The 13,532-nt window shown below is 69.0% G+C and carries 17 protein-coding genes; 2 read left to right on the top strand and 15 right to left on the bottom strand.

Annotated elements, in window-relative coordinates; genetic code table 11:
• Positions 1 to 350: 350 nt before the first annotated feature.
• Positions 351 to 1,964, bottom strand: a complete 1,614-nt coding sequence (locus tag ACZCAH_RS07225) for an MFS transporter (RefSeq protein WP_464340430.1) — start codon at positions 1,962 to 1,964, stop codon at positions 351 to 353.
• Positions 1,965 to 2,159: 195 nt separating this feature from the next.
• Here ACZCAH_RS07225 and ACZCAH_RS07230 point away from each other — a divergent pair, with 195 nt between their 5' ends.
• Positions 2,160 to 2,567, top strand: coding sequence for a hypothetical protein (locus tag ACZCAH_RS07230; protein WP_464340431.1), 408 nt, complete (start codon positions 2,160 to 2,162; stop codon positions 2,565 to 2,567).
• Positions 2,568 to 2,693: 126 nt separating this feature from the next.
• Here the strand turns inward: ACZCAH_RS07230 and rpsQ are convergent, their stop codons facing one another.
• From rpsQ to ngcE, 14 genes are all read right to left on the bottom strand, one after another.
• Positions 2,694 to 3,008: a 30S ribosomal protein S17 gene (gene rpsQ / locus ACZCAH_RS07235; protein WP_464340432.1), complete on the bottom strand. Its 315-nt coding sequence runs from the start codon at positions 3,006 to 3,008 to the stop codon at positions 2,694 to 2,696.
• 20 nt (positions 3,009 to 3,028) lie between these two features.
• Positions 3,029 to 3,262, bottom strand: coding sequence for a 50S ribosomal protein L29 (rpmC, locus tag ACZCAH_RS07240; protein ID WP_329747469.1), 234 nt, complete (start codon positions 3,260 to 3,262; stop codon positions 3,029 to 3,031).
• Positions 3,262 to 3,681 carry a 50S ribosomal protein L16 gene (rplP, locus tag ACZCAH_RS07245; protein ID WP_329747468.1) on the bottom strand — a complete coding sequence of 140 codons (420 nt, stop codon included), beginning with the start codon at positions 3,679 to 3,681 and terminating at the stop codon, positions 3,262 to 3,264. Before rplP ends, rpmC begins: the two co-directional genes overlap by 1 nt.
• Before the next feature lie 5 nt (positions 3,682 to 3,686).
• The gene (gene rpsC, locus ACZCAH_RS07250; RefSeq protein WP_464340433.1) at positions 3,687 to 4,526 is read right to left on the bottom strand and encodes a 30S ribosomal protein S3; all 840 of its coding nucleotides are present in this window, start codon (positions 4,524 to 4,526) and stop codon (positions 3,687 to 3,689) included.
• A gap of 12 nt (positions 4,527 to 4,538) precedes the next feature.
• Positions 4,539 to 4,892: a 50S ribosomal protein L22 gene (gene rplV, locus ACZCAH_RS07255; protein ID WP_184324232.1), complete on the bottom strand. Its 354-nt coding sequence runs from the start codon at positions 4,890 to 4,892 to the stop codon at positions 4,539 to 4,541.
• A 52-nt stretch (positions 4,893 to 4,944) separates the two neighbouring features.
• Positions 4,945 to 5,226 (bottom strand): 30S ribosomal protein S19, encoded by a 282-nt coding sequence (rpsS, locus tag ACZCAH_RS07260; protein ID WP_010532528.1) that lies wholly within the window; start codon positions 5,224 to 5,226, stop codon positions 4,945 to 4,947.
• A 15-nt stretch (positions 5,227 to 5,241) separates the two neighbouring features.
• Positions 5,242 to 6,078, bottom strand: coding sequence for a 50S ribosomal protein L2 (gene rplB / locus ACZCAH_RS07265; protein ID WP_329747466.1), 837 nt, complete (start codon positions 6,076 to 6,078; stop codon positions 5,242 to 5,244).
• Positions 6,079 to 6,124: 46 nt separating this feature from the next.
• A complete protein-coding gene (gene rplW / locus ACZCAH_RS07270; protein WP_464340434.1) occupies positions 6,125 to 6,427 on the bottom strand; it encodes a 50S ribosomal protein L23 in 303 nt (100 codons plus the stop codon).
• Positions 6,424 to 7,368, bottom strand: a complete 945-nt coding sequence (gene rplD, locus ACZCAH_RS07275; protein WP_464340435.1) for a 50S ribosomal protein L4, sunset domain variant — start codon at positions 7,366 to 7,368, stop codon at positions 6,424 to 6,426. Before rplD ends, rplW begins: the two co-directional genes overlap by 4 nt.
• A 5-nt stretch (positions 7,369 to 7,373) precedes the next feature.
• A complete protein-coding gene (rplC, locus tag ACZCAH_RS07280; RefSeq protein WP_464340436.1) occupies positions 7,374 to 8,054 on the bottom strand; it encodes a 50S ribosomal protein L3 in 681 nt (226 codons plus the stop codon).
• 11 nt (positions 8,055 to 8,065) lie between these two features.
• Positions 8,066 to 8,374: a 30S ribosomal protein S10 gene (gene rpsJ, locus ACZCAH_RS07285; protein ID WP_010550334.1), complete on the bottom strand. Its 309-nt coding sequence runs from the start codon at positions 8,372 to 8,374 to the stop codon at positions 8,066 to 8,068.
• A 426-nt stretch (positions 8,375 to 8,800) separates the two neighbouring features.
• Complete coding sequence (locus ACZCAH_RS07290) at positions 8,801 to 9,667, bottom strand: carbohydrate ABC transporter permease (protein WP_464340437.1); 867 nt, start codon at positions 9,665 to 9,667, stop codon at positions 8,801 to 8,803.
• Positions 9,664 to 10,497 (bottom strand): carbohydrate ABC transporter permease, encoded by an 834-nt coding sequence (locus ACZCAH_RS07295; protein ID WP_464340438.1) that lies wholly within the window; start codon positions 10,495 to 10,497, stop codon positions 9,664 to 9,666. Before ACZCAH_RS07295 ends, ACZCAH_RS07290 begins: the two co-directional genes overlap by 4 nt.
• 96 nt (positions 10,498 to 10,593) lie before the next feature.
• Positions 10,594 to 12,054: an N-acetylglucosamine/diacetylchitobiose ABC transporter substrate-binding protein gene (gene ngcE, locus ACZCAH_RS07300; protein WP_464340439.1), complete on the bottom strand. Its 1,461-nt coding sequence runs from the start codon at positions 12,052 to 12,054 to the stop codon at positions 10,594 to 10,596.
• Positions 12,055 to 12,328: 274 nt separating this feature from the next.
• Between ngcE and ACZCAH_RS07305 the strand changes: the two genes are divergently transcribed.
• Positions 12,329 to 13,267 carry a YflT domain-containing protein gene (locus ACZCAH_RS07305; protein ID WP_464340440.1) on the top strand — a complete coding sequence of 313 codons (939 nt, stop codon included), beginning with the start codon at positions 12,329 to 12,331 and terminating at the stop codon, positions 13,265 to 13,267.
• Positions 13,268 to 13,532: the final 265 nt, after the last annotated feature.

Below are 13,532 nucleotides of genomic sequence, written 5' to 3' on the forward strand. Positions count from 1 at the left end.
CTGTGCCCGATGCCGTCCCGATCGGGATCCGATCGGCGACGTCGCCGTCGACCGGTCCCGGGCACCAAAAAACCCTCGGCCGGACTCAGGCACTGGCAGGATGAACGCGAGGCGTTCGCCGTAGGTGCGAGGTCTCCGACGAGGACGGATCTGGTGGCACCGGACCCTGTCGCGGACGGACACGGGCGCTCGCGGGGCGAGCGGACGCGGTCGTCCGGCAACCGTCCAAGCGTACGCCTCCGGGCGGCGGCGTGTCACCCCGTCGAGGGCGGCCGACGCGTGTGGGCTTGCTTACCCGTCACCCCGTCGGCCGCCCTCACGACGATCACCGGTGCCGCTGCTGCGGCGGCTCAGACGCTCCCGGCCAGTCGGCCGCGCTGCTCGTCGTCGAGGTCGACGACGGGGATGGCGTCGGTCCCCGGCAGGGGCTCGCCCGCGGCGTCGACCGCCATGGCGACCTCCTCGTGAGGCAAGGGCATCTCCTCGAGGTCCAACAGCGGGTTGTCGTCCTGGGTGGCGACGAGCTCCTCGGCCTCGGCCTCGTCCTCGACCGTCGGGAAGGAGCCGATCAGCGGGGTCTGCGCCGTCTCGGTCATCCAGCGCATGGCCACCAGCATGATCACGGAGAAGAACATGACCCAGTAGGCGGGCATGAGCTGCACGCCGGTGAGGTCGATGAGCGCCTGCGCGATGAGCGGGGTGGTACCGCCGAAGGCGGAGACCGCGACGTTGAAGGACAGGCCCATCGCGGCGTAGCGCACGGCCGTCGGGAACATGGCCGGGAGGGTCGAGGCGAAGATCGCGAGGTACAGCGCCGTGGGGATCGCGAAGAGGAACATCGCGAGCTGGATCAGCCAGTAGTGCCCGGTGAGCATGATCGCGAAGGACGGCACCGAGAGGACGAGGGTCGAGATCACGGCGAGCATCAGGACCTTCTTGCGGCCGATCCGGTCCGAGAGCCGGCCGATCAGCGGCAGGCTGAGCGCGACGACGACCATCGCGGGGATCGTCGCGATCGCGGACTCCATCTCGTCCAGGCCCAGCTGACTGCCGAGGAAGGTGGGCATGTAGCTGGTGAGGGTGTAACCGACCGTGTTGCCCGCGGCGACCAGCATGATGGCGACCAGCAGCGCCTGACGGTGGTCCTTCAGCAGGCTGCGCAGGCCGGTGCGAGTGAGGGACTCGTCGACGTCGTCCTGCTGGGCGGACTCCTCGGCGGCCTCGAAGGCCGGGGTCTCCGGGATCCGCGCGCGGAAGTAGATCGCGATCGCGCCGAGGGGCACCGCGACGAGGAACGGGATGCGCCAGCCCCAGTCGGCGAAGGCGGTCTCGCCCCAGCCGCTGCCCACCGCGAAGTGGGTCAGGGCGACGGTCGCGGCACCGGCGGCGAAGCCGAGGTACGAGCCGACGTCCAGCCAGGAGGAGAAGTAGCCGCGCCGACGGTCGGAGGCGAACTCGGCGACGTAGGTGGACGCACCGGCGTACTCACCGCCGGTCGAGAAGCCCTGGACCATCTTCAGGGCGAAGAGGAGGAAGGCCGCCCACACGCCGATGTCCGCGGCGGTCGGGAGCACGCCGATCAGGGCGGTCGCGATGGCCATCGCCGCCATCGTGCCGAAGAGGACCTTCTGGCGGCCGATGCGGTCGCCGAGAGGGCCGAGCACGAGACCGCCGAGGGGGCGCACCAGGAAGCTGACGGCGAAGCCGAGCAGGCTCAGGAGCAGGTCCAAGGACTCGCTGCCGGTCTCGAAGAAGAGACTCGCGAGGGTCAGCGCCATGTAGCCGTAGACGCCGAAGTCGAACCACTCCATGAAGTTCCCGACCACGGTGCCGCCGACGGCGGTGCGGATCCGGGAGGGCTCGACGACCAGGACGTCGTCGACCTCGAGGGGGCGGGGCCTGCGGAACAGCCCCAGGCGGGGCGTCTCGGAGCGGGAACTGCGGGAGCGTCGGCGTTCTGCCATGACACCACTTCCGGTCGGGGATCGGGACCGCGAGAGATTCTTCTCCGATTCCTCGCCCGATACCACCCCGCGTTGAGGATCCCACAGCCCGCATGTCGGATTGTCTGACACCTGGAGCGCCGATGAGGCGCGAGCCGGGTCCGGCGGAGTGACGGCGTCCACGGCTCCCACCGCCCGAGCGCCTAGACTCTCCGCATGATCGACATCGACGTCGCCCTCCGCCTCCGCGAAGCGGGCCTGCCCTGGGAGCCCGAGGACGGGGACCGCTTCGCCCTGGACACCGAGGACCTCCGCGAAGAGTCCTTCCTCCTCGCCTCGATGGTGGTCGAGCGCGCCCGCGGCCGCACCGGCACCGCGGTGCTGCGGTTCAACGGCACCACCGAATGGGCTCTCGACTCGGTCGAGCAGCACGAGGCGGTGTGGCTCCCCCGCGAGGACCAGCTGCGCTCCGCCCTCGGCTCCGCCTTCCGCGCCCTGCGCCGGGCCGACGACGGCGGCTTCGCGGTCGATGTGCGCCTGCCCGGCGGGGAGGAGCGGACGATCCCAGCCCCCCGCGCGGAGGACGCCCTGGCCGGGGCGCTGCTGGTGACGCTCTCCACCTGAGAGCCGCACGCGACACAGGACACGCCACGCCGGGCATCCCGGAAACGCCGACGGACCGGTCCCTCCCCCGCAGGGAACGGACCGGCCCGTCGTGGCGATCAGTCGGTCGTCAGGACGACCGTCGGATCACTTGGCCTTCTCGATGATCTCCACCAGGCGCCACCGCTTCGAGGCGGACAGCGGGCGGGTCTCCATGAGGAGCACGCGGTCGCCGATGCCGGCCGTGTTCTCCTCGTCGTGAGCCTTGAACTTGCTGGTCTTGGTCGTGACCTTGCCGTAACGAGCGTGCTTCACACGCTCCTCGACCTCGACGACGATGGTCTTGTCCATCTTGTCGGAGACCACGTAGCCGCGGATCGTCTTGCGGTAGGGGCGCTCGTGGGAGGAGGCGTGGGCGCCGTCCTTCTGGAGCTCCTCGACCTCAGGGGTGTTCTCAGTCATCTCTGTTCCTCGCTTCGCGGTCACTCGGCGGAGCCGGGGGCCTGGCGGATGCCCAGCTCGCGCTCGCGCAGGATCGTGTAGATCCGCGCGATGTCCTTCTTGACGGACCGCAGGCGGCCGGAGCTCTCGAGCTGACCGGTGGCGGACTGGAAACGAAGCTTGAACAGCTCGTCCTTGGCCTTCGCCAGCTCCTCGGCCAGCTTGGCGTCGTCCAGCTTGTCGAGTTCATCGGCGGTGAGCTTGGTCGCTGCCATCAGATGTCACCACCCTCTCGGCTCAGAATGCGGCACTTCATGGGGAGCTTGTGCATCGCCAGGCGCAGGGCCTCGCGAGCAACCTCCTCGTCGACGCCGGCGATCTCGAACATGACCCGTCCCGGCTTGATGTTGGCGATCCACCACTCGACCGAACCCTTACCGGAGCCCATGCGGACCTCGGCAGGCTTCTTGGTGAGCGGACGATCGGGGTAGATGTTGATGTACACCTTGCCGCCACGCTTCATGTAGCGGGTCATGGCGATACGAGCCGCCTCGATCTGGCGGTTGGTGACGTAGGCCGGCGCGAGCGCCTGGATGCCGTAGTCGCCGAACGCGAGATCGGTGCCGCCCTTGGCCATGCCGCTGCGGGTCGGGTGGTGCTGCTTGCGGTGCTTGGTCCTGCGAGGGATCAGCATGTCGCTCAGGCCTCCGTTCCGGACTGCTGTGCGGGAGCCTCCGCCTGCTCGGCGGGAGCGGTGGACTGCGCTGCAGCCTCAGTGCTCTCCCGACGGGCGCCGGCGTTGCGCTCGTTACGACGGCCGCGGGGGCGCTCGGCGCGGGGACCGCGTCCGCCGCGCGGACCCTGACCCTGCGACGCCGCGGCCTGGGCCGCGAGCTCCTTGGCGGTGACGTCGCCGTTGTAGATCCACACCTTCACGCCGATGCGGCCGAAGGCGGTGCGGGCCTCGTGGAAGCCGTAGTCGATGTTCGCGCGGAGGGTGTGCAGCGGCACGCGCCCCTCGCGGTAGAACTCGTTACGGCTCATCTCGGCGCCGCCGAGGCGGCCGGAGACCGCCACGCGGATGCCCTTGGCGCCGGCGCGCTGAGCGGACTGCATGCTCTTGCGCATCGCGCGGCGGAAGGACACGCGAGCAGCGAGCTGCTCGGCGATGCCCTGCGCCACGAGCTGGGCGTCGGCCTCGGGGTTCTTGACCTCGAGGATGTTCAGCTGGATCTGCTTGCCGGTGAGCTTCTCGAGCTCACCGCGGAGGCGCTCGGCCTCCGCGCCGCGGCGACCGATCACGATGCCCGGGCGGGCGGTGTGCAGGTCCACGCGGACACGATCACGGGTGCGCTCGATCTCGACCTTGGAGATGCCGGCCCGCTCGAGACCCTCGGACATGAGCTTGCGGATCGCGACGTCTTCCTTCACGTAGTCGCGGTACCGCTGCCCCTCCTTGGTGGAATCGGCGAACCACCGGCTGCTGTGCTCCGTGGTGATCCCGAGGCGGAACCCGTTCGGATTGACCTTCTGGCCCATTCGCTTGGCTCCTTACTTGTTCACGGGAGCGACCACCACGGTGACGTGGCTGGTGCGCTTCTTGATCTGGAAGGCACGACCCTGAGCTCGCGGCTGGAACCGCTTCATGGTCGGACCCTCATCGACATAGGCGGCGGACACGACGAGCTCGCGCTCGTCGAAGCGCTCCCCCGCCTGGTCTGCCTTCACCCGCGCGTTGGCGATCGCGGACTCGACGAGCTTGAGGACGGGCTCGCTGGCGGCCTGCGGAGCGAACCGCAGGGTGTCCAGGGCCTCGGCCGTGCTCTTGCCACGAATCAGGTCGACAACGCGGCGAGCCTTCATGGGCGACATGCGGAGGTACCGCACCTGCGCCTTGGCTTCCATTGCTTCCTGCTTTCTCTCGAATTCGAGAAGCGCAGTCGCTGCTGACCGGAGGTCAGCGACGACGGCCCTTCTTGTCGTCCTTCTCGTGGCCCTTGAAAGTCCGCGTGGGCGCGAACTCGCCGAGCTTGTGGCCGACCATCGACTCGGTGACGAACACCGTGACGTGCTTCCGACCGTCGTGCACTGCGAAGGTGTGGCCGAGGAAGTCCGGGGTGATGACCGAACGACGCGACCAGGTCTTGATCAGGTTCTTGGTGCCCTTTTCGTTCTGAGCGTCCACCTTCTTCTGAAGGTGATCGTCGACGAACGGGCCCTTGGCGATACTGCGAGGCATTGGTGATTCTCCCTATCAGCGCTTCTTGCCGGTCCGACGACGGCGCACGATGAGCTTGTCGCTCTCCTTGCCCGGCTTTCGGGTACGGCCCTCGGGCTGACCCCAGGGCGACACCGGATGACGACCACCGGAGGTGCGGCCCTCGCCACCACCGTGCGGGTGGTCGACCGGGTTCATGACCACGCCACGGACGTGGGGGCGCTTGCCCTTCCAGCGCATGCGGCCGGCCTTGCCCCAGTTGATGTTGGACTGCTCGGCGTTGCCGACCTCGCCGATGGTGGCGCGGCAGCGGGCGTCGACGTTGCGGATCTCGCCGGAGGGCATACGCAGCTGGGCGTACGGGCCCTCCTTGGCGACGAGCTGCACGGAGGCGCCGGCCGAGCGCGCGATCTTCGCGCCGCCACCCGGGCGGAGCTCGATCGCGTGGATCACGGTGCCCAGCGGGATGTTGCGCAGGGGCAGGTTGTTGCCGGGCTTGATGTCCGCGGCAGGACCGTTCTCGATCCAGTCGCCCTGACGCAGCTTGGCCGGGGCGAGGATGTAGCGCTTCTCGCCGTCGGCGTAGTGCAGCAGCGCGATGCGCGCGGTGCGGTTGGGGTCGTACTCGATGTGCGCGACCTTGGCGTTCACGCCGTCCTTGTCGTGACGACGGAAGTCGATCACGCGGTAGGCGCGCTTGTGACCGCCGCCCCGGTGACGGGACGTGATGCGGCCGTTGTTGTTGCGGCCGCCGCTCTTGGACAGCGGACGCACCAGGGACTTCTCCGGCGTGGACCGGGTGACCTCGACGAAGTCGGAGCCACTCGAGCCGCGACGACCGGGAGTGGTCGGCTTGCTCTTACGAATTGCCATGTGGGTTTCCCTCAGACTCTCTTCGGCTCTTCGGATGTCGGCCGCCTCAGGCGACCGACCCTCCGAAGATGTCGATGGCTCCGTCGTTCAGGGTCACGATGGCGCGCTTGGTGTCCTTGCGCTTGCCCATCCCGAAGCGCGTGCGACGCGCCTTGCCCTGACGGTTGATCGTGTTCACCGAGGCCACCTTGACGTCGAAGATCTTCTCGACGGCGATCTTGATCTCGGTCTTGTTCGCATCGCCGGCGACGACGAAGGTGTACTTGCCCTCGTCCATCAGTCCGTAGCTCTTCTCGGAGACGACCGGGGCCAGCAGGACGTCGCGGGGATCCTTGTTCAGCGCGCTCACTTGGCGGCCTCCTCATCGGACGAGGCGGACTCCTTGACAGCGTTCACGAACCCGGCGGCCTTGGCGGCCTCCTCGGTCGCGAACCAGACCTCGGCCTTGGTACGGCCGTACCACGGGGAGTCCGGGGTGTGGAACTTCTTCGAGCCCTGGTTGCCCTTGATGTCGAAGCCCTCGGGAGCGGAGCCGTCGGCCAGGGGGGCCGCGGAACCCGCGCCGTGGGGGCCCTCCTCCACCGCAGCGGCCGGGGCCGGGGCCGGGGCGGCGGACGCCGCGCGAGCGGCGGCGAAGGACGAGGTCGGCAGGGCCAGGGTCGCCTGAGCCACGAAGTCCTCGAGCGCACCGGCGGTGAACACGACGTCGTCGGAGAGCATGACGTCGTAGGTGTTCACCTGGTCCGCGTACAGGACGTGGGTGGTCGGCAGGTTGCGCGAGCTCAGCGCGCCCAGATCGTCGTCACGGGACACGACGACCAGCAGGTGCCGGCGGTCGGAGACGTGGGACAGGGTCACGCGGACGGCCTTGGTGGACGGGGCGTCGCCCGCGAGGAGCGAGGAGACCACGTGCACGCGACCGTTGCGGGCGCGATCGGAGAGGGCACCGCGCAGCGCGGCGGCCTTCATCTTCTTGGGGGTGCGCTGGCTGTAGTCGCGCGGCACCGGGCCGTGGACCGTGCCGCCGCCGGTGAACTGCGGGGCGCGCAGCGAGCCCTGACGGGCACGACCGGTGCCCTTCTGCTTCCAGGGCTTCTTGCCGCCGCCGCGGACCTCGCCGCGGGTCTTGGCCTGGTGGGTGCCCTGACGGGCCGCCGCCTGCTGGGCGACGACGACCTGGTGGATCAGGGGGACGTTGGTCTGCACGTCGAAGATCGACGCGGGCAGCTCGACGGAGCCGGACTTCTTGCCGGCCGGATCGAGCACGTCGACGGTCAGGTTGGCTGCCATCGGGCTCAGGCCTCCTTCACGGGGCTCTTGGCCGCCGAGCGGACGAGCACGAGGCCGCCCTTGGGGCCGGGAACGGCGCCCTTGACGAGCACGAGGCCCTTCTCGACGTCGACCGCGTGGACGGTCAGGTTCTGGACAGAGGTACGGGCGTTGCCCATACGACCCGCCATGCGCAGGCCCTTGAAGACGCGGCCCGGGGTGGACGCGCCGCCGATGGAGCCCGGCTTGCGGTGGTTGCGGTGCGCACCGTGGGAGGCGGAGACGCCGGCGAAGCCGTGACGCTTCATGACACCGGCGGTGCCCTTGCCCTTGGAGGTGCCGACGACGTCGACCTTCTGGCCGGCCTCGAAGATCGAGGCGTCGATCTCCTGGCCGAGGCTGAACTCCGCGGCGTTCGGGGTGCGCAGCTCGACGAGGTGACGGCGCGGGGTCACGCCGGCCTTCTCGAAGTGGCCCTTGAGCGGCTGCGAGACCTTGCGGGGGTCGATCTGCCCGTAGGCGATCTGGACCGCGTCGTAGCCGTCGGTCTCGACGGAGCGGATCTGGGTGACGACGTTGCCGGCCGCCTGCACGACGGTCACCGGCACGAGCTTGCCGTTCTCGTCCCAGACCTGGGTCATCCCGAGCTTGGTGCCGAGCACGCCGGACACGGGTCGGGCGCTCTGGCCCGTCAGTTCGTTGCTCATCTCCACCACCCTCAGAGCTTGATCTCGATGTTGACGTCCGCCGGCAGGTCGAGACGCATGAGCGAGTCCACGGCCTTCGGCGTGGGATCGACGATGTCGATCAGTCGCTTGTGCGTGCGCATCTCGAAGTGCTCACGGGAGTCCTTGTACTTGTGGGGCGACCGGATCACGACGAACACGTTCTTCTCGGTCGGCAGCGGCACCGGGCCCACCACAGTCGCGCCCGCGGAGGTCACCGTGTCGACGATCTTGCGCGCCGAGCTGTCGATCACCTCGTGGTCGTACGACTTGAGCCGGATGCGGATCTTCTGTCCCGCCATGGCGTCCTGTCTCTCTTCTTCGTCTGGCATGAATACAGCCGCTCCCCCGACACCCGAGGACGGGCGTGTCGCCCTCCGCGGGGCGCATGAGCCCAGCAGGAGGCCGCCGTGGACCGGCTGTGTACTGCGCATATCCCTCTGACGATGCGCGCTCGATGCATGGGCATCGTTCGCATCCTCGGGTCGGACCTCATCCGGTGATCATTCGCCGAGGAAGAACCTCGGAGAACGGAACCGGGCATGTCGGCCCGCGCAGACAACTCGAACAGTCTGCCAGAGATCGGAAGGTGCTCACAAGGGGACCCCGGGTGCACCCCGTCACAGGATGCACCCGGACCGCCCTGTCGCCGAGCCCGTCCTCGCCCCCGACGTGCCTCTGCTCGCCGCTCATCGCCGCTACTTGTTCCTACGTGTCCCTACTTGTCTCTACTTGTTCGTCGAGGGCCCGATCCCGCCCTGCAGCTGGCGCTGGAAGATCACGTAGACGATCAGCACCGGCAGGATCGTGATCGTGACGGAGGCGAACATCGCGCCCCAGTCCGATTGGTACCCCTGCTGGGCCTGGAGGTTCACCAGGCCCTGGGCGAGCACGTACTTGTCCTCGTCGGAGTTCAGCACCACCGGGAGGAGGAACTGGTTCCACAGCCCCAGGAAATTGAAGATCGTGACGCTCGCGAGGCCGGGCCCCGCCATCGGGATCATCACCTGGAAGAAGGTGCGGAAGTCCCCGGCGCCGTCGATCGCGGCCGCCTCGGCGATCTCCTCGGGCAGCTGCCGGAAGAACGCGTAGAGGAAGAACACCGTGAACGGGAGCGCGAAGCCCGCATAGGACAGGATCAGCCCCAGGTAGGTGCCCCGCAGCCCCATCGACTGCAGCACGAAGAACAGCGGCACCACCGCGAGGAACAGCGGGAAGGTGAGCCCGGCGATGAGCGCGTAGTAGATCGCCCGTCGGCCCGGGAACTCGAAGCGCGCCAGCACATAGGCGCACATCGAACCCAGCAGCATCACCAGGAACAGTGCCGAGCCCACGACGATCAGCGTGTTGCCGAAGAACCGGCCGATGCCGGCCTCCTGCCAGGCGGTGACGAAGTTGTCCAGCCGCCACCGCTCCGGCAGGGCGAAGGGCGAGGTGAGGATCTCCCGGGATCCCTTGAAGGAGCTGTACACGGTCCAGATCAGCGGCAGGACCACGAGCAGCGCCCAGACGGTGAGGACCACGTGGGCGACCGCGCCGAAGATCCGGTCGCCGGCGGTGCGGCGCGGGGCGCGACGCTCGAGGGCGGTGCTCATGCGTCCCCCCTCCGACCGACGCCGAAGAGCACGATCACAGCCATCAGCATCGTGACGAGGGCGAGGACCACGCCCATCGCGGAGGCCAGCCCGAACTGCGACTTCTGGAAGGCGGTCTCGTAGAGGTAACGGGAGATCACCTCGGTCGACTTGCCGGTGCCGCCGTTCGGGGTCATGACGTTGATGTAGACGAACATGTCCAGTGCCATGATGCCCATGTAGACCACGGCGGTGGAGACGTTCTCCCGCACCATCGGCAGGATGATCTGCACCGCGAGGCGGATCCGGCCGCAGCCGTCGAGGCGCGCCGCCTCCACCACCTCGGACGGGATGGCCTTGATCGCGGCGACGAAGAGCACCATGTAGAAGCCGACGAGCGACCAGACCACGGCCGCGACGATCGCCGCGAGGGCGAAGCGTCGGTCGCCGAGCCAGCCGATCCCGTGGTCGAGACCGATCAGTCCGAGCATGCCGTTGAGCAGTCCGCCGTTGGGCGAGTAGATGAAGGCGAAGAGGATGCCGACGACCACCGCGGGGATCACGTACGGGAAGAAGCTCACGACGCGATAGATGCTCGCGCCGCGCACTCCGCGGATCTCGCCCTTCGAATCGCCGCCGACGGTGACCAGCACCGCCAGGGCGAACGCCAGGGAGATGACCACGGTGGGCAGTGCGACCAGCAGGATCAGGTTGTTGCGCAGGGCCCGCAGGAAGGTGTCGTCCTGGAAGAGGCGGATGTAGTTGTCCAGGCCGATGAACTCCGGGGCGGCCGCGTAGCCGCGCCAGTCCGTGAAGGAGAAGACGACGGCCTGCAGCACCGGCCACACCACGAAGAGGCCGTACAGCAGCAGCGGCAGGCCGAGGAAGAGGGCGAAGAAGAGCAGGCGGGACGGGGTCAGACGGGCCGGCGACGGGGACAGCTGCCATCAGACGACGTCGAACTTGTCGATGCTGTCGTCCTCGCGCACGGCATCGATCAGACCCTGCTCCCGCTCGCGTGCCTGATCGGCGGTGATGTCGCCGTTGAGGAACTCCGTCCACAGCGTGACGGAGTCGGGGCCGAGTCCGTACCAGTCGCGGAAGTTGAAGTGGAAGGTGTTCTCCCCGGCGGCCTTGATCATCTCGTTGGTGGAGGCGAGAGCCGTGGACCCGAAGGCGTCGTCCGGGATGGTGTCCTTGACGATCGTGGGCGAGGAGGTCATCGAGGAGAAGTTCTCCGCCTGCTCCTTGGAGAGCATGACCCGCAGGAACTCCAGCCCACCGGCACCGTGCGCCGCCTTCGACGGGACGAAGAACGGCTCGCCGGCGGTGCCGTGGATCGCCTCGAGCGGCAGGGCGGCGCCGGAGGAGAGCAGCGGCACCGGGCACGCCATCATCTGGTAGCCCTCGGGAGTGGTGTCCCGCTGCTCGTTCTCGATCCAGGAGCCCGACGGGTACATCACCGCCTTGCCGGTCACCCACTGGGTCTGCGCCTCGGTGTGCTTGATGCTCGCACCGCCCGAGAGGAAGTACCCGGCCGTCACCGCCTCCTCGATCGCGGCATAGGCGGCGACCACGGCGTCCTGCGAGAAGGCGTCCTCCGCCAGGGAGTCGATCTTCGTCCGGACCTCGTCGCCGCCCTCCTTGATCGCCATCGAGATGGCGAGCTCCTGGTAGTAGTTGGAGGCGTTCTGGCCGCCCCACGGGAAGAGCGCGAGCCCCTCCCCCTTCGCGGCCTCGCCGATCGTCATCAGCTCGTCCCAGGTGGTGGGTGGCGCCCAGCCCTTCTCCTCGAACTGGGCCCCCGAGTACCAGAGGGCGTACACGGTGTAGACGTAGTTCAGGGCGTAGACCGTGCCCGAGTACGTGCCCGGGTCCAGCGCCCCCGGCAGCAGGGTGTCTCCGACGGTTCCCTCCCCGTCCAGGGACGGCGCCTCGAGCAGCGCGGTGATGTCGGCGAGGGAGCCCTCGGAGATCAGCGCCCCGGCGTTCATCGACTGCGCGCCCGAGTTGTCGAAGAGATCCGGAGGGGTGCCGTCGATGAAGCGCGGCTGCAGGTCCGGCTGGATGTTGACGGTCGAGGAGACCTGCGGGTCGGAGTCGGGGTAGAGCTCCTTGTACTTCTCCCCGGCGTCCTTCGCGTACTGATCGCCGTAGCCTCCGTTGAAGATGACGACGTCGACGGTGCCCGCCGTGTCGATGCCGAAGGGGTTGTCGTCGCTGACGTCTCCCCCTCCCTCGGGGACGGCGCCGCCGCCCTCCTCTCCTCCGCCGCCCCCACCGGCAGCGCAGGCGCTGAGGGCCGCGGCACCGGCGGAGGCGCCGGCGAGGCCGAGGAACAGGCGACGCGAAGCGCCGAGACGATCCGCCGGGGTCTCCGGTACGGTGAGTTTCGTGGGCTCTTCCATGGCTTCAGCACTCCTTCGGGATGGCATGGCTGGGCCCCGTGGTCGGCGCCCTCGCCGTTGGTGGCCGCAACATTACGCTCGTCCGGCCCCCTAAACGGTCGTCTTCACGCACCGAAAGATCACGGTTCGATATACGCGACGTGACCGGCGCGATCCACCGACCGAGCATTCGGAGCACCTCCTTGCCGCGCGTCCAGCCGTCGGTCAGCGGATCCCCCGGCGACGCCCGGCGCCCGTGCAGGTCACGCGGAACGCCGCGGTCTACCCTGGCCCCATGAGCCAGCCCTCCGGATCCGTCTCCCCGCACACAGCCCGCCTGTTCAACCTCGAGTACCCCCACTCGCTCGGCGTGTACTCGACCTACTCCGAGGTGCAGTCGGTCGTCGACACGCTCGCGGATCGACAGTTCCCCGTGCAGTCCACGCTCATCGTCGGGACCGATCTGCGACTGATGGAGCGCGTCACCGGACGGCGCACCTGGGGCAGGGTGATCGGTCAGGGCGTGCTCTCGGGGGTGTGGATGGGCCTGTTCGTCGGCCTCATCCTCATGTTCCTCAGCCCCGGGAACATCGGCGTCGTGATCTCGGCGGTGCTCATGGGCATCGTCTTCTTCACCGTGTGGTCGGTGATCGGCTACGCGATGAGCGGTGGGAAGCGCGACTTCACCTCGATGACCGCGACCATCCCGATGCAGTACGAGCTGCTCGTGGAGCACAAGCACTCCGGGGAGGCCCGCCGCATCCTCGCCGAGCAGGGCGTGGCGGCCCCGCAGCGCGGCACCGTCGGCGTACCGGCAACGCACGAGGCCGGCGCGGCCGGTTCGATCGGCGGCGCGCCTGCTTCCACCCGTGGCGGGGCCGGCCCCTACGGTGCGGGTCCGCAGACCGGACACCAGCATGCGACTCCCCCGCAGGCAAGCTACCCGGTCTCGTCGGACACCCCGTTCGGGCAGGGCGGGCCGGCAGCTCCCCTTCCCCCCTCGGCGCTCCGGCGCACCGCGCCGTCGTACGGCCAGCCCGCACCGACTGCTGCGCCGTCGGCCCCCGCCGCGACGGCACCGAGCCGCCCCCAGTTCGGGCAGCCCGCCGGAACACCGCTGCGCGAGAGCACCGCACCGGCTGACCGGTCGACCGACGGCACCCGCCGGGCATCGACCACCGAGACGCCCGATGCGGACACGGCCTCGGGCGAGGATCCCGACTCGCCGCGCTGAGCCGGCCTCTCCGCCGCGGCTGAGCTCTGCCGACGCCCCGTCACCCCCCGCCGACCCGTTCGGCCCGGGTGGCGGGGCGTCGTCATGCCTGCGGTGCGCCGGCCGCTTCCGCCGCGCCCGCCGCCAACCTTCCCCGCCGCACTCCTTCCCGCCGTCCCCCGCCACCTCTCCCGCCGCTCAGCGCAGGCACGGCATCCTCAACCGGCGCTCTGTGATGCGAGCTGCAGATATCTGCAGCTCGCATCACCGGCGTCCCGTGTCGACG

The organism is Brachybacterium sp. B718/18 (assembly GCF_055454375.1).

Bases quoted from the DNA above. Each gene is read 5' to 3' on its own strand.
- ACZCAH_RS07225 (WP_464340430.1), bottom strand. From the start codon at position 1,964: ATGGCAGAACGCCGACGCTCCCGCAGTTCCCGCTCCGAGACGCCCCGC.
- ACZCAH_RS07230 (WP_464340431.1), top strand. From the start codon at position 2,160: ATGATCGACATCGACGTCGCCCTCCGCCTCCGCGAAGCGGGCCTGCCC.
- rpsQ (WP_464340432.1), bottom strand. From the start codon at position 3,008: ATGACTGAGAACACCCCTGAGGTCGAGGAGCTCCAGAAGGACGGCGCC.
- rpmC (WP_329747469.1), bottom strand. From the start codon at position 3,262: ATGGCAGCGACCAAGCTCACCGCCGATGAACTCGACAAGCTGGACGAC.
- rplP (WP_329747468.1), bottom strand. From the start codon at position 3,681: ATGCTGATCCCTCGCAGGACCAAGCACCGCAAGCAGCACCACCCGACC.
- rpsC (WP_464340433.1), bottom strand. From the start codon at position 4,526: ATGGGCCAGAAGGTCAATCCGAACGGGTTCCGCCTCGGGATCACCACG.
- rplV (WP_184324232.1), bottom strand. From the start codon at position 4,892: ATGGAAGCCAAGGCGCAGGTGCGGTACCTCCGCATGTCGCCCATGAAG.
- rpsS (WP_010532528.1), bottom strand. From the start codon at position 5,226: ATGCCTCGCAGTATCGCCAAGGGCCCGTTCGTCGACGATCACCTTCAG.
- rplB (WP_329747466.1), bottom strand. From the start codon at position 6,078: ATGGCAATTCGTAAGAGCAAGCCGACCACTCCCGGTCGTCGCGGCTCG.
- rplD (WP_464340435.1), bottom strand. From the start codon at position 7,368: ATGGCAGCCAACCTGACCGTCGACGTGCTCGATCCGGCCGGCAAGAAG.
- rplC (WP_464340436.1), bottom strand. From the start codon at position 8,054: ATGAGCAACGAACTGACGGGCCAGAGCGCCCGACCCGTGTCCGGCGTG.
- rpsJ (WP_010550334.1), bottom strand. From the start codon at position 8,374: ATGGCGGGACAGAAGATCCGCATCCGGCTCAAGTCGTACGACCACGAG.
- ACZCAH_RS07290 (WP_464340437.1), bottom strand. From the start codon at position 9,667: ATGAGCACCGCCCTCGAGCGTCGCGCCCCGCGCCGCACCGCCGGCGAC.
- ngcE (WP_464340439.1), bottom strand. From the start codon at position 12,054: ATGGAAGAGCCCACGAAACTCACCGTACCGGAGACCCCGGCGGATCGT.
- ACZCAH_RS07305 (WP_464340440.1), top strand. From the start codon at position 12,329: ATGAGCCAGCCCTCCGGATCCGTCTCCCCGCACACAGCCCGCCTGTTC.